This window comes from Aeromonas sp. Y311-2 (assembly GCF_027706025.1).
Lineage (GTDB): Bacteria > Pseudomonadota > Gammaproteobacteria > Enterobacterales > Aeromonadaceae > Aeromonas > Aeromonas veronii.
The window spans coordinates 1-15248 of sequence record NZ_JAPDCL010000016.1 but is presented as its reverse complement, the minus strand read 5'-3'; the positions used below and the strand labels follow the sequence as shown (position 1 = coordinate 15248).

Here is a 15248-nt window from a genome sequence, read left to right as displayed (position 1 = left end):
AGGGAGCCTTGGGCTCCCTCGTTTTTTCGCTATGGTGTTACCTCATTTTGGAGGTGCCATGAATCAGACCATCGATCTTATCCTTTCCCATCGCTCCATTCGTCAGTTCACTGCCGAGCCGATCGCCCCGCAACAGCTGGATGCCATTCTCGCCGCCGCCCAGTCCGCCTCAACCTCGAGCTTTTTGCAGGTGACCAGTATTGTGCGAGTCTGCGAGCCCGAGGCGCGTCAGCAGTTGGCCATGCTGGCGGGCAATCAACCCTATGTGGTGCAGGCGGCCGAGTTTCTGGTGTTCTGCGCCGATTACCACCGCCACACCCAGATCGTGCCCGAGGCCCAGACCGGCTATGCGGAGCAGTTGCTGATCGGAGCCATCGACGGCGCCCTGATGGCGCAAAACGCCTTGCTGGCGGCGCAGTCGCTGGGGCTGGGCGGGGTCTATATCGGCGGCATTCGCAACCATCCGGCCGAGGTGAGCGAACTGCTCGGCTTGCCCCATCAGGTGATCCCGCTGTTTGGCCTCTGCCTTGGTCATCCTGCCCAGCAGCCGGAACAGAAACCCCGTCTGCCCAGGGGATTGGTGGTGCATCAGGAGCGCTACCAGCACGAGCTGGATCGCGACCTGCTGGCCCAGTACGATCAGCAAATCGCGGACTACTATCAGGCCCGTAGCAGCAACAACAAGCAGCAGACCTGGAGCGGCCAGATCCGCGCCATTCTGGGCAAGGAGTCCCGACCTTTCATGCTGGGATTCCTGCAATCGCGGGGCTTTAACCTCAAGTAATGGCGCTGATGGGCGATACTATGGGGAGGTGACCGTCATGGTCATCATCCCCTGATCCTGCAATCTCTCCCTGAGACCGGGGGCACAGCTTGGTGACAAATCGTGGGCAAGGGGGGATCTGCAGGCTACCTTAAGTGGGTAAGCTGTTGTAGGATCACGCAATTGGATAGGAACAGGGGTTTGGACATCCTATGATTTTAACTTTGGTATTGCTGTCTATTGGCGCACTCCTGTTTTTGGTTATCGCCTATAACGTGGTGCAGCAATATAAGCAGAAGGCAGAGGCGGACAAGCGTCACGCCGTTGCCAGACACAAGACGGTGGCTGACGAGACCGAAGAGGTGTTGCTGAACGTCAATCTGGTGCCTTTCTCCAAGAACATGGTGTTGCTGTTGCAGCACCGGATCCTCGATGCCTATCGCGCCATCGCCCAGGTGATGCCGAACAATCAGATCAAGCAGCGTATCGTTGATGTGCAGACCCAGATCAAAAATGTGCAGGAGAACTACAGCGTGCAGGATGAGGGGCAGTTCAAGACCCCGGAGTCCGATCGTCAGGCGATCCAGATGCTGCAGTTGGTCAAGAAGATGCGGGCTGTGCTGCGGGTCGAGCACAACAAGGGCAAGATTGACCCTCAGGGGTTTGCCCAGGAAGAGCGCCGCCTCGAGCTGATGCAGCTCAAGATCAACATCTCCAATCTGGTCAAGCGGGCGATGGATGCCCGCATTCAGGGCCAATATGGTACTTGCCGCCAGCTCTATACCAAGGGTCTGTCGGCCATGGCGAGCGTGGGCGACAAGGATCCCTATCTGCTGGCCCGTGAAGAAGATATGCGTCAGGGGCTCAAGGAGCTTGAAGAGCTGCAGCAGCAAAATAGCGCGCAGGATCTGCAAAACATCAAGGACAAGGAAGCTGACGAGCTCGATGTCCTGTTTCAACCCAAGAAGAAATGGTAAGCATGTCCCACCCACTCGATTCCACACTGGGGCCAATGGCCCCATTTGTTTCTCAGCTGTTGGCCGAACTGGCCGCCACTGGCGTCACCATTTCCCGGCCAACGGTCGATCACCTCTGTTATCGAGCGGCTACCCTGCAGGAGTACCGCGCGCTATGTGCTGTGCTGGCTGAGGCAGGTACCTTGCTGGTGGAGGGTATGATTGGCGGACGTCCCATCGCCACCTATCAGTTGCATCAGCCGCTGTTGGCTGGTGAGGTACAGGTATCCTGTATAGAGCTGGCTGCACCGAAACCGGGTCGCGCCCATCAGGCGGGGCTGGAACATATCGAGCTGGTGGTCACTTCACTGCAAGATCTGGTAGCGCGCTATCCCGAGCTGCCATTCAAAACCGGCAACATGCAGGATATCCGCAACCCCGATATTGGCCTGATGTTGCCCTCCGGACAGATCAAGTTTCATCTGCGCCCGCTGGCTGAGGTGATCGCCGAAGAGGTGGCGACCGGTGCTGTGGTCGCGGTGCCTGCGGATTATTTCGATCAGGAGTGATCCTGCTCTAAATACCGTGCGAGCCTGACAGGCTCTTGAATAACGCAGCAAAAGGGGTCACCGGTTTGACCCCTTTTGTTATCTGGCGGTGCTGGGTTGCGAGAGCGCCATCTGCTCGTGGGTGACCCTGTTTGCGCTGAGCCCGTTACCCGTGTCGGTGGGGGTGCTGGGCGGGCAGTGGCGATTGGCTTCGCTGCTTGAGACGGCCGAGCCAGAGGCTCAAGCCCGCCGTCAGGATGAGGACCAGTTCAATTCCCATGACCAGACCGCCCAGCTCGCCTTGCTTCCAGAAGGGGTGCAGGTAAAGTCCACCCAGACTCGCCCCCAGATAGTAGGCCACCAGATAGAGGGAGGAGGCGAGGGCGCGGTTGTGTTCGACATGATGACCGACCCAGGCACTGGCGCAGGCGTGTGCCAGGAAAAAGCCGAAGCTGGAGATCAGCAAGCCGCTCAGGATCCCGAGCAGACTGCCCTGCAGCAGCCACAGACTGCCGATAGCCATCAGCGCGATCCCCACTAGCAGCATCCGTTGTGCCCCCCAGCGGTTGGCAAAGCGGCCGCTCAAGGAGGAGGCCACCGTTCCCGAGAGATAGGTGAGAAACAGCATGCCGAGCCACTGGGTGGGCAGGGAGAAGGGGGGCTTGGCCAGCAAGAAGGTGAGATAGCTGAACTGGTTCAGAAACACCATAAAGTTGAGCCCGCCGATAAGGTAAGCCCCTACCAGCAAGGGATTGGTCAAGTGTTGCTGCAAGGCGCGAGCAAATTGGCCGCGAACGGGGGCGCTCGCCACAAAGCGGGTCTGATGGGGCAGCAGCCAGAAGACCAGCGGCAGCAGTGACAGGCTGATCACACCAATCCCCAGAAAGGTATGCTGCCAGTCGCCAAACCAGCCCGCCAACAGACCGCCGACCACCCGACCGGCAATGCCACCGAGGGAGTTGGCGGCAATATAGACCCCCACCGCCGAGAGGAGCGCCCGTTTGCTGAACTCTTCCCCCATATAGGCAATCGCGGTCGCGGGCAGTCCTGCCAGCAGCGCGCCCTGCAGGATGCGTAGCAGCAGCAGGGTGCCAAACTGCTCAACCAGCGGGATTAACAGTGAGAGCAGGATCGCCAGGGTGAGTGTCCCCAGCATGACTTGCCGACGGCCATGGCGATCCGCCAGTCTGGCGCAGATCAGCAGGGAGGCGGCGAGGCCTGCAGTGCATCCTGCCAGGGTCCAGCTGGCCGAGAGGGAGTTGACCGAGAAGACCTCGGCAATCAGGGGTAACAGGGGATGGGTCTGGTAGAGGTTCAGAAACACCAGAAAAGAGCCCAGGCTGAGGGCCAGGGTTGCACGTATCCACTCGCGACTTCCAACTTCAATCATTGCGTATTGTCCTGACTACTTTTGGTCAGGGTAGAGTCCTTGCGGTTATAAATATAATATATTTAAATTATCCATCTCATAAGATGAATTGATACATGGATCTGAAACAGCTCACCTATCTGCTGGCGGTCAGGGATGCCGGCTCATTTACCAAGGCAGCCAACAGTCTGCATGTGGCACAGCCCGCCATCAGCATGGCCATCGCCAAGCTGGAGCAGCAGCTCGAATTGCGGCTGTTTGATCGACAGGACCGGGCGGTACGGCTCACCCCGGAGGGAGAGGTGCTCTGTCGCCATGCCGAGCGCTTGTTGCTGCAGATGCATCAGGCCGAGGCCGAGATGGCCGAGCTCAAGGGGTTGGAGCGGGGGGAGGTGCGGATCGGGATCCCCTACATGATGGGCTCCTACTATTTTCCCCCTCGTCTGATGGCCTTCAAGCATCGCTATCCCGGCCTCAAGATCCGGGTCGAAGAGGCCGGCACCCGTGAGCTGCTCAGCCGGATGGTGGATGGCTCCCTCGATCTGGCCATTCTCATCACCAGTGATCTGCCCCCCGCCATCGAGGGAGCGCATCTGCTGAGCGAAGAGATGTTGATGGTGGTGGGGGACGATCACCCCTTGCGTGGCGCATCGGCCGTCACCCTCTCGCAGTTCTTTGCTCAGGAGTTGGCGCTGTTTCGCCGTGGTTTTTACCACCGAGAGCATATGGAGGCGCTAGCCCAGAGCCTGGACGTTGAACCCGATATCGCCTTCGAGAGCAATCTTATCCCTCTGCTCAAGGCGGTGGTACGGCAAGGTTTTGCGGTGACCACCTTCTTGCGGATGGTGCTGGAAGAGGAGCCGGATCTGAGTGGCGTGCCCTTCGCCCCGCCCATCTACCTCGACCTCTGTGTGGCGTGGCGGCGTGGCGATCCGCTCTCCATGGCCAACCGTGCCTTGCGTGATTTCCTACTCAAGGATCGCCCGGCCTGATGGCGGCGGGCCATTGCTGAAAGTTTGTTACTATTAACGGTGGGTTCGCTTGAGGGCTACACCATGAAATTGCAGCAATTGCGCTATATCGTCGAGGTGGCGAACCACAGGCTGAATCTGTCGGCCACCGCCGAGAGCCTCTTTACCTCCCAGCCCGGGATCAGCAAACAGGTGCGGATGCTGGAGGATGAGCTGGGGATCCAGATCTTCGAGCGCAGCGGTAAACACCTGACCCAGATCACCCCCATCGGTCGGGATGTGATCAAAGTGGCCGCCGAGGTGTTGGACAAGGTCGCCACCATCAAAGTGATGGCCAGGCAGCATGTGCATCCGGAGCAGGGAACCCTCACCATTGCGGCTACTCATCTGCAAGCCCGTTATATTCTGCCCGCCATCCTCAAGGGGTTTATGGCCCGCTTTCCCAAAGTTGCCGTAACTGTGATGCAGGGGAGTGCGACGCAGTGCCGCGCAGCCGCGCATGATGGCGCTGCCGATCTGCTGCTGGCGGATGAACCGGAGGAGGGGAGCGATCTGCTTGTGCTCCCCTCTTTTCAGTGGCAACGGGGCTTGGTGCTACCCAAGGATCATCCGTTGGCCAAAGCAACATCGCTGACCCCGGCCGAGCTGGTGGAGTTTGCATTGGTGACCGATGGAAGGGCGCTCTCTGCTGCACATGGCACTGATTGTGCTCATGCCGAGAGCCGGATCGCCTGCTGTGCGAGCGACAGCGATGTGCTCAAGACCTATGTCAGACAAGGGATGGGTATAGGGGTGATGGCAACCTTTGCCTGGGAGCCCCAGCGCGATGGGGATCTGGTGCTCAAAACGGCGCCCTGGCTACCAGGCGGTGTGGCCGCTATCGGGTTGCGCAGAGGGGCATTTTTATGCGGCTATCTCTACGATCTGATTGAACGTCTCGCGCCGCAATTGACCCGCGAGCGGGTCGAACAATACTGTGCTGCCCGCACTGGCGAAGAGCTTGAAGCTCTGCTGGCCAATTTGACCGTACCACTTAGATAGCTTGGGTTGATGTGTGGTCATCCCAAGAAAAACGCCTCCCAATGGGAGGCGTTTGACTATCTGGCATTCGTCAATGCTGGCTCACTTCTTCAGCATATGATCCAGCTTGTTGGCCTTGGTCGACAGATAGAACTCGTTGTGGGGATTGCGTCCTTCCTGCAACGGAACCCGTTCGGCCACCGGAATACCGAAGGATTCCATGGCTTTCATCTTGCGCGGGTTGTTGGTCATCAGTTTGAGAGACTTGACTTCAAGCTGCTTGAGCATGTCGGCGCAGATGGTGTAATCGCGCATGTCGGCGGCGAAACCAAGGGCCACGTTGGCCTCCACGGTATCGGCCCCCTGATCCTGCAGGTGATAGGCGCGGATCTTGTTGAGCAAGCCGATACCACGGCCCTCTTGACGCACATACAGCAACACGCCACGACCGGCTTTGGCGATATTCTCCATGGCCGCCTGCAACTGGAAACCGCAGTCACAACGCAGGCTGAACAGGGCGTCGCCGGTCAGGCACTCTGAGTGGATCCGGCCCAGCACGGGCTCTTCACCGGTAATGTCGCCCATCACCAGTGCGGCGTGATCTTTGCCTGTGCCGGTTTCCTGAAAACCTACCAGCGTGAAGGTGCCCCAAGGGGTTGGCAATTTGGATTTGGCCACGAGGGTAACGCTGCTCATAGGTTGCTCCTTACTACTAACGGCTCAAAAAAGGGGGCCAGTTTAGCGCGCCTTGTCAGGAACGACCATAAGAACAAGTCCCTGCATTGCTTAATGAAATCTCCAAATGAGATACAAGCACAGCTGTCCGGCGGGGTTTTGGCCCTTTGTGCGGATTGATGACTGCCAGGCTCACCACATTCGGGTATAATCGGCGCCCATTAACCCACCCCTTCGGGATGGGAGCAACACAGTGCAGGAGAGAAGTTATGCCTCAGATGGCCCCCGTAATGACAATTGATGGCCCCAGTGGTGCAGGTAAAGGCACCTTGTGTCAGCTGCTTGCTGAGAAGCTGGGTTGGCACTTGCTGGACTCGGGCGCCATCTATCGGGTGTTGTCCCTGGCCGCCCTGCATCACGATGTAGAGCTGGACAGTGAAGCCTCACTGGTGCCACTGGCTGCCAATCTGGATGTGCAATTTCAGGTTGAGGGCGATCTGGTCAAGGTGATCCTGGAAGGGGAAGATGTCTCCCGCACCATCCGCACCGAAGAAGTGGGTAATGCTGCCAGTAAAATCGCCGCCTTCCCCCGGGTGCGCGAAGCATTGTTGCGCCGTCAGCGGGCATTTCGTCAGGCCCCGGGTCTGATTGCCGATGGTCGTGACATGGGGACCGTGGTTTTCCCTGAGGCCGAGGTAAAGATTTTCCTCGACGCCAGTGCCGAAGAACGGGCCCAGCGTCGCTATAAGCAGTTGCAAGATAAGGGCTTTGATGTTAACTTTGAGCGTCTTTTAACCGAGATTCGGGAACGTGACGATCGCGACAGAAATCGCGCTACTGCACCCCTGAAACCGGCAGAAGATGCTCTGGTGGTAGACTCTACCGCCATGACCATAGATGAAGTGCTGGCAACAGTACTCGCCTATGCAGAGCAACAACTTGGTGATGCCAGCGCAAGCTGACATCCGGTCGTCTGCACCAAGGATGGCGCAGATTATTTAAAACAGCCCCGCTTGTGCCGGATTGCAAGTGGATGTTTCATTTGTGACATAAACAATGATCGAATCTTTTGCTCAACTCTTTGAAGAGTCCCTGAACGCCGTTGAAACCCGTCAAGGTTCCATCGTCAAGGGTACTGTCGTTGCTATCGAGAACGGTTTCGTACTGGTTGACGCCGGTCTGAAATCCGAGTCCGCTATCCCGGCTGAAGAATTCAAGAACGCCATGGGCGAGCTGGAAATCAACGTCGGCGACACCGTTGACGTGGCTCTGGACTCTATCGAAGATGGTTTCGGCGAAACCAAGCTGTCCCGCGAAAAAGCCAAGCGCCACGAAGCCTGGCTGCAGCTTGAGAAGGCTTACGAAGAGCAAGCTACCGTTATCGGTATCATCAACGGCAAGGTCAAGGGTGGTTTCACCGTTGAACTGAACGGCATCCGTGCCTTCCTGCCGGGTTCTCTGGTTGACGTGCGTCCGATCCGTGACACCGCTCACCTGGAAAACAAAGAACTCGAGTTCAAAGTCATCAAGCTGGACCAGAAGCGCAACAACGTTGTTGTTTCCCGTCGTGCCGTGATCGAGACCGAGAACACCTCCGAGCGCGAAAGCCTGCTGGCTAACCTGCAAGAAGGTCAAGAAGTTAAGGGTATCGTCAAGAACCTGACCGACTACGGTGCATTCGTAGATCTGGGCGGTGTTGACGGCCTGCTGCACATCACCGACATGGCGTGGAAGCGCGTTAAGCATCCTTCCGAAATCGTCAACGTTGGCGACGAGATCGCTGTCAAGGTTCTGAAGTTCGACCGCGAGCGTACCCGTGTATCCCTGGGTCTGAAGCAGCTGGGCGAAGATCCCTGGGTTGCTATCGCCAAGCGTTACCCGGAGACCACCCGTCTGTCTGGCCGCGTGACCAACCTGACCGACTACGGCTGCTTCGTTGAAATCGAAGAAGGCGTTGAAGGCCTGGTACACGTATCCGAGATGGATTGGACCAACAAGAACATCCACCCGTCCAAAGTTGTTAACGTTGGCGACGTGGTTGACGTGATGGTTCTGGACATCGACGAAGAGCGTCGTCGTATCTCTCTGGGTCTGAAGCAGTGCAAATCCAACCCGTGGCAGCTGTTTGCCGAAACTCACGCCAAAGGCGACCGTGTTTCCGGCAAGATCAAGTCCATCACTGACTTCGGTATCTTCATCGGTCTGGATGGCGGCATCGACGGCCTGGTTCACCTGTCTGACATCTCCTGGAACAACCAGGGCGAAGAAGCCGTGCGTGAATTCAAGAAAGGCGACGAGATCGAAGCCGTTGTTCTGCAAGTGGATCCGGAGCGTGAGCGCATCTCCCTGGGTGTCAAGCAGATCGAAGAAGACCCGTTCAACAAGTACCTGGCTGACAACAAGAAAGGTGCTATCGTGAAGGGTAAGGTTACCGAGGTTGATGCCAAAGGTGCCGTTATCGAACTGGCTGATGGCGTAGAAGGCTACCTGCGTGCCTCCGACGCTGCTCGTGACCGCGTAGAAGACGCCACTCTGGTGCTGTCTGTTGGTGACGAAGTTGAAGCTAAATTCATGGGCGTTGATCGTAAGAACCGCACCGTAAGCCTGTCTGTCCGTGCTAAGGACGAGGCTGATGAGCGTGTTGCTATCGATAACCTGAACCAGCAAGAAGAAGTTGTGTTCAGCAATGCTATGATGGAAGCGTTCAAAGCCGCCAAGGGTGAGTAATCCTTGATGCAAGAAAAGGGCGGCATTGCGCCGCCCTTTTTTATCCTGGCAAAATGAATATTGCATGTGATCGGGGAAGGAGATTTAACGTTATGACCAAATCAGATCTCATCGAACAACTGGCAGCCAGCCGCATGCATATGCCGGCCAAGGATGTCGAAGCCGCCATCAAGGAGATCCTTGAGCAGATGGCGTCGACCTTGCAAAACGGCGACCGGATTGAAATCCGCGGATTTGGCAGTTTTTCACTGCACTATCGTGCGCCCCGTGTGGGCCGCAACCCCAAGACTGGGGACAAGGTTGAACTGACCGGGAAATATGTCCCGCACTTCAAACCAGGCAAAGAGTTGCGCGAGCGCGTCAACATCATTGAATAATGCAGAAATGGGCATACCTCGGGTATGCCTTTTTTCTTTTTGGCACCGATTCCTGTGCCAATCGTCTTGTTTCTTAAACTCTTTTCCCATTCACTCTAGAGTCTGCCTGCGATTTTAAGGATAATCAGCCTCTCATTAGATACTGACAGGGAGCTCTTATGAAGCGTATTTTGGCCCTCATTCCGCTGGTGCTGGTGTTTGTTCTGACCCTGGCGCTGGGCTCACAAAATGGCCAGCTGGTTCAGTTCAATTACTTGATCGCTCAGGGTGAGTTTTCGCTTGCCATGCTGTTGGGCTTCTTCTTCGCTGGCGGCTTTCTGCTGGGCTGGCTGGTATTCGGCCTGCTGTTCCTGCGCCTGAAAATGCAAAACCGCACCCTCAACCGCACCATGCGTCGTCAATCCCGCGAGTTGGAGCTGGCCCGGTCACCGGGTAAGGAATAATGTTCCTCAATGCTTGAACTGCTTTTCCTGCTGTTGCCCATCGCCGCCGGTTATGGCTGGTACATGGGTCGCAGGAGTGTTCGCCAGGACACCCAAAAACAGAGTAACCAGTTTTCCCGCCAGTATGTGGCGGGCCTCAACTATTTGCTGTCCGATGAATCCGACAAGGCGGTGGATCTCTTTATCCAACTGCTGGAGGTGGACAGTGAAACCATCGAAACACACCTCTCCCTCGGCAACCTGTTTCGCCAGCGTGGGGAGGTCGATCGTGCCATCAAGATCCACCAGAACCTGGTAACCCGCCAACTGACCCGGGAGCAGCGACAGCTTGCCCTGCAGGAGCTTGCGCGCGACTTTTTGGCTGCCGGTCTGCTGGACCGAGCGGAAGCGCTCTGGAATGAGCTGTGTGACGACAGCGACTATGAAGAGACGGCGCTGGCACAGCTGTTGATCATCCATCAGCAGTTGCGGGATTGGGACAAGGCCATCGATGTGGCGATGCGTCTGCAAAAATTCCAGGGCAAGAAGCTGGCCGACCCCATTTCCCATTTCTATTGCGAGCAAGCTGAAATCGCGCTGCGTGAGGGCAATAAAGGGGAGGGGCTGGCCAAGCTCAAACGGGCGCTCAGTATCAATCCGGCATGTGCCCGGGCCAGTTTGCGCCTCGCTGAGCTTGCCATGGCGGAAGGGGAGTATGAGCAGGCCAGCAAGGAGCTGCTGCGGGTGTTCGAGCAGGATATCGACTTTGCCTCCGAGGCAATGCCCAAATTGCTCGAGTGCTATCAGCAGTTGGGGCGCACGCCTGCGTTGATCCCGCTGCTTGAGAAGGCGGTGGAGGATCACGCCGGTGTCAGCGTGACCCTGGCCCTTGCCAAGCTGGTTGAAGAGCGTGATGGCCTGAGCCAGGCCCGTTCGCTGGTGCTGCGTCAGCTGCGTCGTCATCCGTCGATGAAAGGTTTTTACCAGCTGGTGGGTTTTCAGCTGGCCAGTGCGGAGGAGGGGCCTGCCAAGGAGAGCCTCGAGCTGCTGCAACAACTGGTCGGCGAGCAGATCAAAATCAAGTCAACCCACAAGTGTCGGCAGTGCGGCTTTGCCACTCACTCGCTGTTCTGGCAGTGCCCGTCTTGTCGCCAGTGGGGTTCCATCAAGCCGATCCGTGGTCTGGACGGTGAATAACAAGCAATAGGATGTGAGATGCAAGATCCCAAAGTACTGGTAGCGCTGGATTATCAGCACGAGGCAGATGCCTTAGCGTTCGTTGAACGTATCTCTCCGGCCCAGTGCCGTCTCAAGATAGGCAAGGAGATGTTTACCCTGTTTGGCCCGCAGTTTGTACGCCAGCTGGTGGCCAAGGGATTCGATGTCTTTCTGGATCTGAAATTTCACGATATTCCCAATACCGTTGCCAAAGCCGTGGCAGCCAGTGCCGAGCTCGGTGTCTGGATGGTCAACGTGCATGCCAGTGGTGGTGAGCGGATGATGCGTGCCGCCAAAGAGGCGCTGCTGCCTTATGGCGACAAGGCGCCATTGTTGATCGGGGTGACCGTACTGACCAGCATGGAGCAGTCCGACATGATCCCTCTTGGTCTGGATGTGAGCCCTGCCGAGCAGGTGATCCGGCTGGCTACCTTGACCAAAACATCCGGTCTGGATGGGGTGGTCTGCTCTGCCAACGAGGCCCATGAGTTGAAAGCCTTGCTGGGCGAAGATTTCAAGCTGGTGACCCCGGGTATTCGCCCGACCGGTTCAGCGGCCGGGGATCAGCGCCGGGTGATGACACCGAAAGCGGCGGTCGAGGCGGGGTCCGATTATCTGGTTATCGGTCGCCCCATTACACAGGCTGCCGATCCGGCCGCCATGCTGGCCAGCATCAATGCCGAGCTGGTTGGTGCGTAACAGGCTCACTCAGTGATACACGGTGCAGGCCGAGCAACAGGCCTGCACCGGCCCCGATAAGATGAGAGCCGATGTGTACCCTGGCATTGATCAGGGTGGATATCGGACTCTCTCCTGCGTTGTAGAAGTCCATCGCCAGCTTGAGCCCCATCCCTGCCAACAGTAGCCAGCCCGATGTGCGGCGTCCGTGGCGGATATCCTGCATTGCCCCCCAGACAAACAGGCCATGCAGCGAGCCGGATAGCCCCATGTACCACTGGGTCTGCGGGCACCACCACCAGATCCCCAAGCCCACTGCCAACCAGAGCAGCAACATCAGCAGCGGCAGGCGAGCCCCACCCAGATAGTCGCGAAACAGGCTATAGAGGATGGCGAGGCCGCCCAGATTGAGCAGCAGGTGCCACAGATTGGTATGAGCCAGATTGCCTGTTATGATCCGCCACCCTTCGCCCCCGGCGATCAAGGGCCGATCGAAGGAGAGCTGAAGATTGGGAACGGTAAAGAAGAGTAGCAAGCTGGTGAGAGAGAGCGTGATAACCCAGAGCAATCCAGATTTGTCTGACAACATGAAACAGTCCAACGACAAGAACAGTCGATACTGTACACGTTGCACCCGAGCCCTCAAAGCCTGCCTGTGCGATTATATTGTGCCGGTTGACAATCACACGCCCCTCTACATCTTGCAGCACCCCAACGAGGTGGCACATCCCAAGGGGACCGCGGCACTGCTGGCGGCCTCTTTGCAACAGTGCGAGATCCATGTGGGGGAGGACTTTTCCCGCGATGAGTGGCTCAATGTGCTGCTGGCTGACCAATCCCGTCGTTATTATTTGCTCTGGCCGGATGAGGATGCCATTTCGCTGACCGATCTTCGCCAACAGTGGGAGAGTGAATCCTCTGGCTCCGCATCAGTCGCCTTTATCTTGCTTGACGGCACCTGGCGCAAAGCCTATCGCATGTTGCAGAGCAACCCGGCACTGGCCTGCTTGCCCCGCATCGGCATTGGTGCCATTGCCGGTCAATATGCCATTCGCAAGAAACCCTTTCCCGATGCCCTCTCTACCATAGAGGCGGGCTATCACCTCTTGTCCCGGTGGGAGGGGAGGCCGGAGCGCTATGCGCCCTTGCTGACCCTGTTCAATCGGTTGAATACCCAGTGGCAGGACTTTGCCGAAGGCCGCCGCGCGTGACAATTCAAGGAGTTATCAAGATGAAAAAAGCAGTCGTGGTTTTCAGTGGCGGTCAGGACAGCACCACCTGTCTGGTACAGGCATTGGCCCGGTATGATGAAGTGCACGCCATCACCTTCGACTATGGCCAGCGCCATCGGGAAGAGATCGACACCGCGCGTCGTCTGGGCAGTGCTCTGGGGATCGCCGCCCACAAGGTGATGGATGTGACGCTGCTCAATGAGCTGGCGGTCTCTGCCCTGACCCGTGACGACATCCCGGTCAGCTGCGAGCTGCAGGATAATGGCCTGCCTAACACCTTCGTGCCGGGTCGCAATATCCTGTTCCTGACCCTGGCCTCCATCTATGCCTATCAGGTGGGCGCCGAAGCGGTGATCACCGGTGTCTGCGAGACGGACTTCTCCGGCTATCCCGATTGCCGTGACGAGTTCGTCAAGGCCCTCAATCAGGCGGTGTCGCTGGGGCTGGATCGCGGCATCCGTTTCGAAACTCCCTTGATGTGGCTCGACAAGGCCGAGACCTGGGCACTGGCGGATCACTATGGTCACCTTGATACTGTGCGTCAGCAGACCCTGACCTGCTACAACGGCATTGCCGGTGACGGTTGCGGCACGTGTCCTGCGTGTGAACTGCGCAGTCGCGGTCTTAAAAACTATCTGGCCGACAAGGCGGGCATCATGGCCAGACTATTTGAGAAAACCGGGCTGGGTGAGAAAAGCGCAGAGTGAGCCTGCGTCTTGCCGTGGCTTGGGGTATAATCCGCGACTTTTGCAACAAGCCGTGATCGAGATGCACTACCCAATCAACGAGATTTTCCAGACCATCCAGGGGGAGGGCATCTTTACCGGCCTGCCCGCCATCTTTGTTCGCCTGCAGGGTTGCCCGGTGGGCTGCCCCTGGTGCGATACCCGTCATACCTGGGTTGTTGATCCGGCTCGTGAAGTGGGCAAGGAGGCGGTGCTTGATCGCTCCAATGAATCCGATTGCTGGAGCCAACTCAGCACCACGCAGATTATCAAGAGCTTTACCGATCTGGGTTATCAGGCGCGCCATGTGGTGATCACCGGTGGCGAGCCCTGCCTCTACGATCTGCACGAACTCTCGTCAGCCCTGCTGGCGGCGGGCTATCAGGTGCAGATTGAAACCAGTGGCACCAGCGAGATCAAGACCCATGAGCAGACCTGGGTGACCGTCTCCCCCAAAATTGGCATGAAAGGGGGGCTGCCTGTGCTGGTCTCGGCGCTGGAGCGGGCCAACGAGATCAAGCATCCGGTGGCCACCGAGCACCATATTGAAGAGCTGGATACGCTGCTCGCTACTGCTACCCTGCGCCCTGATGTGGTCATTGCCTTGCAGCCGATCAGCCAGAAACCACGGGCCACCCAATTGGCGATGGATACCTGTATCGCGCGTAACTGGCGACTCTCAATCCAGACTCATAAATATCTGGATATCGATTAATATGGATTGGCTATCCGACGAACAGGTGCTGCTGACTCTGACCAACAAGATGCCTTACGGTAAATATCAGGGGCGGCGTATCATCGATATTCCCGAGCCCTATCTGGTGTGGATGGCGCGCAGCGGTTTTCCTGCGGGTAAATTGGGCCAGACGCTGGCGTTGGCTTACGAAATCAAACTCAATGGACTCGAATCCATGATTATTCCCATTATTAACAGGATGTCGGTATGAGAATATATACGAGGCAGGGCGACAAGGGCATGACCCGGCTGGCCGATGGTATCCAGTTGCCGAAGGATCATTTGCGGGTTGAGACCTACGGTTATATCGATGAGCTCAACTCCCATATTGGCTTGCTGATTTGTGACGTGCCGTCGCAAGAGATCGGTTTATTGGCTGATTTACAGCTGTTGCAACAGGAGTTGTTTGATCTGGGGGGGGAGTTGGCATTCTCCAGCGACGCCCAGAATGAATCGATTTGGCAGGTTAATGCCGCCTGGACCAATCGCCTTGAACAGCAGATAGATCGTTATAGTGAGCCATTGCCACCGCTGCGCCAATTTATATTGCCCGGTGGTTCCCGTGCCGCGGCGCAAGCACATGTGGTGCGTACTCTGGTGCGTCATTGCGAGCGCTTGCTGCTGACATTGAGCCGGGAAGAGCGGGTCAATCCCGAGGTGCTGCCCTATCTGAACCGGATGAGTGACTGGTTCTTTACCGTTGCCCGCTATCTCATCTGCGTGGCAGGGGATCGTGAAGTGCTGTGGGTCAAGGCCTCAGAGATCCCCTCATTTTTAGAGACTCAAATAATTCCAAGTGTGCGGGTATATAAGCGGTGTTGCTTCAGGTAG

The 15248-nt window shown here is 57.3% G+C and carries 19 protein-coding genes; 16 read left to right on the top strand and 3 right to left on the bottom strand.

Annotation, left to right across the window (positions count from 1 at the left end):
• Nucleotides 1-58 precede the first annotated feature (58 nt).
• From nfsA to OKC42_RS15060, 3 genes are all read left to right on the top strand, one after another.
• Complete coding sequence (gene nfsA / locus OKC42_RS15070; RefSeq protein WP_270820193.1) at nucleotides 59-784, top strand: oxygen-insensitive NADPH nitroreductase; 726 nt, start codon at nucleotides 59-61, stop codon at nucleotides 782-784.
• Between the two features lie 191 nt (nucleotides 785-975).
• A complete protein-coding gene (locus OKC42_RS15065; protein WP_005337161.1) occupies nucleotides 976-1740 on the top strand; it encodes a hypothetical protein in 765 nt (254 codons plus the stop codon).
• Nucleotides 1734-2288, top strand: a complete 555-nt coding sequence (locus tag OKC42_RS15060) for a VOC family protein (protein WP_201938063.1) — start codon at nucleotides 1734-1736, stop codon at nucleotides 2286-2288. The genes OKC42_RS15065 and OKC42_RS15060 overlap by 7 nt, the downstream gene beginning before the upstream one ends.
• Nucleotides 2289-2433: 145 nt before the next feature.
• Here OKC42_RS15060 and OKC42_RS15055 read toward each other — a convergent pair whose 3' ends face one another.
• Nucleotides 2434-3657 (bottom strand): MFS transporter, encoded by a 1224-nt coding sequence (locus OKC42_RS15055; RefSeq protein ID WP_199427412.1) that lies wholly within the window; start codon nucleotides 3655-3657, stop codon nucleotides 2434-2436.
• Nucleotides 3658-3752: 95 nt separating this feature from the next.
• Here OKC42_RS15055 and OKC42_RS15050 point away from each other — a divergent pair, with 95 nt between their 5' ends.
• Both OKC42_RS15050 and OKC42_RS15045 read left to right on the top strand, forming a co-directional pair.
• Nucleotides 3753-4628 carry a LysR family transcriptional regulator gene (locus tag OKC42_RS15050; RefSeq protein ID WP_199427413.1) on the top strand — a complete coding sequence of 292 codons (876 nt, stop codon included), beginning with the start codon at nucleotides 3753-3755 and terminating at the stop codon, nucleotides 4626-4628.
• A gap of 63 nt (nucleotides 4629-4691) precedes the next feature.
• Nucleotides 4692-5648: a LysR substrate-binding domain-containing protein gene (locus OKC42_RS15045; protein WP_199427414.1), complete on the top strand. Its 957-nt coding sequence runs from the start codon at nucleotides 4692-4694 to the stop codon at nucleotides 5646-5648.
• Between the two features lie 81 nt (nucleotides 5649-5729).
• Here the strand turns inward: OKC42_RS15045 and ribA are convergent, their stop codons facing one another.
• The gene (gene ribA / locus OKC42_RS15040) at nucleotides 5730-6323 is read right to left on the bottom strand and encodes a GTP cyclohydrolase II (protein ID WP_005337152.1); all 594 of its coding nucleotides are present in this window, start codon (nucleotides 6321-6323) and stop codon (nucleotides 5730-5732) included.
• 248 nt (nucleotides 6324-6571) lie between these two features.
• Here ribA and cmk point away from each other — a divergent pair, with 248 nt between their 5' ends.
• The 6 genes from cmk (at nucleotide 6572) to pyrF (ending at nucleotide 11745) form a co-directional block, all read left to right on the top strand.
• Nucleotides 6572-7264, top strand: a complete 693-nt coding sequence (gene cmk, locus OKC42_RS15035) for a (d)CMP kinase (RefSeq protein WP_019444698.1) — start codon at nucleotides 6572-6574, stop codon at nucleotides 7262-7264.
• Nucleotides 7265-7358: 94 nt separating this feature from the next.
• Complete coding sequence (gene rpsA, locus OKC42_RS15030) at nucleotides 7359-9029, top strand: 30S ribosomal protein S1 (RefSeq protein WP_005337148.1); 1671 nt, start codon at nucleotides 7359-7361, stop codon at nucleotides 9027-9029.
• Between the two features lie 92 nt (nucleotides 9030-9121).
• On the top strand, nucleotides 9122-9406 hold the full coding sequence (gene ihfB / locus OKC42_RS15025) for an integration host factor subunit beta (RefSeq protein ID WP_005299934.1): 285 nt from the start codon (nucleotides 9122-9124) through the stop codon (nucleotides 9404-9406).
• 158 nt (nucleotides 9407-9564) lie between these two features.
• The gene (locus OKC42_RS15020; protein WP_005337143.1) at nucleotides 9565-9849 is read left to right on the top strand and encodes a LapA family protein; all 285 of its coding nucleotides are present in this window, start codon (nucleotides 9565-9567) and stop codon (nucleotides 9847-9849) included.
• Nucleotides 9850-9858: 9 nt separating this feature from the next.
• The gene (lapB, locus tag OKC42_RS15015; RefSeq protein ID WP_040098465.1) at nucleotides 9859-11025 is read left to right on the top strand and encodes a lipopolysaccharide assembly protein LapB; all 1167 of its coding nucleotides are present in this window, start codon (nucleotides 9859-9861) and stop codon (nucleotides 11023-11025) included.
• A gap of 18 nt (nucleotides 11026-11043) precedes the next feature.
• Nucleotides 11044-11745, top strand: a complete 702-nt coding sequence (gene pyrF / locus OKC42_RS15010) for an orotidine-5'-phosphate decarboxylase (RefSeq protein ID WP_270803717.1) — start codon at nucleotides 11044-11046, stop codon at nucleotides 11743-11745.
• Here the strand turns inward: pyrF and rrtA are convergent.
• Nucleotides 11720-12313 (bottom strand): rhombosortase, encoded by a 594-nt coding sequence (rrtA, locus tag OKC42_RS15005; protein WP_074042643.1) that lies wholly within the window; start codon nucleotides 12311-12313, stop codon nucleotides 11720-11722. The genes pyrF and rrtA overlap by 26 nt on opposite strands.
• Between rrtA and OKC42_RS15000 the strand changes: the two genes are divergently transcribed.
• The 5 genes from OKC42_RS15000 to OKC42_RS14980 all read left to right on the top strand — a co-directional run bounded on the left by OKC42_RS15000 (nucleotide 12312) and on the right by OKC42_RS14980 (nucleotide 15248).
• A complete protein-coding gene (locus OKC42_RS15000; protein ID WP_129503862.1) occupies nucleotides 12312-12935 on the top strand; it encodes a tRNA-uridine aminocarboxypropyltransferase in 624 nt (207 codons plus the stop codon). The two genes, rrtA and OKC42_RS15000, sit on opposite strands and share 2 nt — an antisense overlap.
• A gap of 20 nt (nucleotides 12936-12955) precedes the next feature.
• Complete coding sequence (gene queC, locus OKC42_RS14995) at nucleotides 12956-13663, top strand: 7-cyano-7-deazaguanine synthase QueC (RefSeq protein WP_129503863.1); 708 nt, start codon at nucleotides 12956-12958, stop codon at nucleotides 13661-13663.
• A 61-nt stretch (nucleotides 13664-13724) separates the two neighbouring features.
• Nucleotides 13725-14396: a 7-carboxy-7-deazaguanine synthase QueE gene (queE, locus tag OKC42_RS14990; RefSeq protein WP_164979950.1), complete on the top strand. Its 672-nt coding sequence runs from the start codon at nucleotides 13725-13727 to the stop codon at nucleotides 14394-14396.
• A gap of 1 nt (nucleotide 14397) precedes the next feature.
• Nucleotides 14398-14628, top strand: a complete 231-nt coding sequence (locus tag OKC42_RS14985; RefSeq protein ID WP_005337126.1) for a DUF3820 family protein — start codon at nucleotides 14398-14400, stop codon at nucleotides 14626-14628.
• Complete coding sequence (locus OKC42_RS14980) at nucleotides 14625-15248, top strand: cob(I)yrinic acid a,c-diamide adenosyltransferase (protein ID WP_270820192.1); 624 nt, start codon at nucleotides 14625-14627, stop codon at nucleotides 15246-15248. The genes OKC42_RS14985 and OKC42_RS14980 overlap by 4 nt, the downstream gene beginning before the upstream one ends.

Coding starts and splice junctions, on each gene's coding strand:
- nfsA (WP_270820193.1), top strand. CDS start 59: ATGAATCAGACCATCGATCTTATCCTTTCCCATCGCTCCATTCGTCAG.
- OKC42_RS15065 (WP_005337161.1), top strand. CDS start 976: ATGATTTTAACTTTGGTATTGCTGTCTATTGGCGCACTCCTGTTTTTG.
- OKC42_RS15060 (WP_201938063.1), top strand. CDS start 1,734: ATGGTAAGCATGTCCCACCCACTCGATTCCACACTGGGGCCAATGGCC.
- OKC42_RS15055 (WP_199427412.1), bottom strand. CDS start 3,657: ATGATTGAAGTTGGAAGTCGCGAGTGGATACGTGCAACCCTGGCCCTC.
- OKC42_RS15050 (WP_199427413.1), top strand. CDS start 3,753: ATGGATCTGAAACAGCTCACCTATCTGCTGGCGGTCAGGGATGCCGGC.
- OKC42_RS15045 (WP_199427414.1), top strand. CDS start 4,692: ATGAAATTGCAGCAATTGCGCTATATCGTCGAGGTGGCGAACCACAGG.
- ribA (WP_005337152.1), bottom strand. CDS start 6,323: ATGAGCAGCGTTACCCTCGTGGCCAAATCCAAATTGCCAACCCCTTGG.
- cmk (WP_019444698.1), top strand. CDS start 6,572: ATGCCTCAGATGGCCCCCGTAATGACAATTGATGGCCCCAGTGGTGCA.
- rpsA (WP_005337148.1), top strand. CDS start 7,359: ATGATCGAATCTTTTGCTCAACTCTTTGAAGAGTCCCTGAACGCCGTT.
- ihfB (WP_005299934.1), top strand. CDS start 9,122: ATGACCAAATCAGATCTCATCGAACAACTGGCAGCCAGCCGCATGCAT.
- OKC42_RS15020 (WP_005337143.1), top strand. CDS start 9,565: ATGAAGCGTATTTTGGCCCTCATTCCGCTGGTGCTGGTGTTTGTTCTG.
- lapB (WP_040098465.1), top strand. CDS start 9,859: ATGCTTGAACTGCTTTTCCTGCTGTTGCCCATCGCCGCCGGTTATGGC.
- pyrF (WP_270803717.1), top strand. CDS start 11,044: ATGCAAGATCCCAAAGTACTGGTAGCGCTGGATTATCAGCACGAGGCA.
- OKC42_RS15000 (WP_129503862.1), top strand. CDS start 12,312: ATGAAACAGTCCAACGACAAGAACAGTCGATACTGTACACGTTGCACC.
- rrtA (WP_074042643.1), bottom strand. CDS start 12,313: ATGTTGTCAGACAAATCTGGATTGCTCTGGGTTATCACGCTCTCTCTC.
- queC (WP_129503863.1), top strand. CDS start 12,956: ATGAAAAAAGCAGTCGTGGTTTTCAGTGGCGGTCAGGACAGCACCACC.
- queE (WP_164979950.1), top strand. CDS start 13,725: ATGCACTACCCAATCAACGAGATTTTCCAGACCATCCAGGGGGAGGGC.
- OKC42_RS14985 (WP_005337126.1), top strand. CDS start 14,398: ATGGATTGGCTATCCGACGAACAGGTGCTGCTGACTCTGACCAACAAG.
- OKC42_RS14980 (WP_270820192.1), top strand. CDS start 14,625: ATGAGAATATATACGAGGCAGGGCGACAAGGGCATGACCCGGCTGGCC.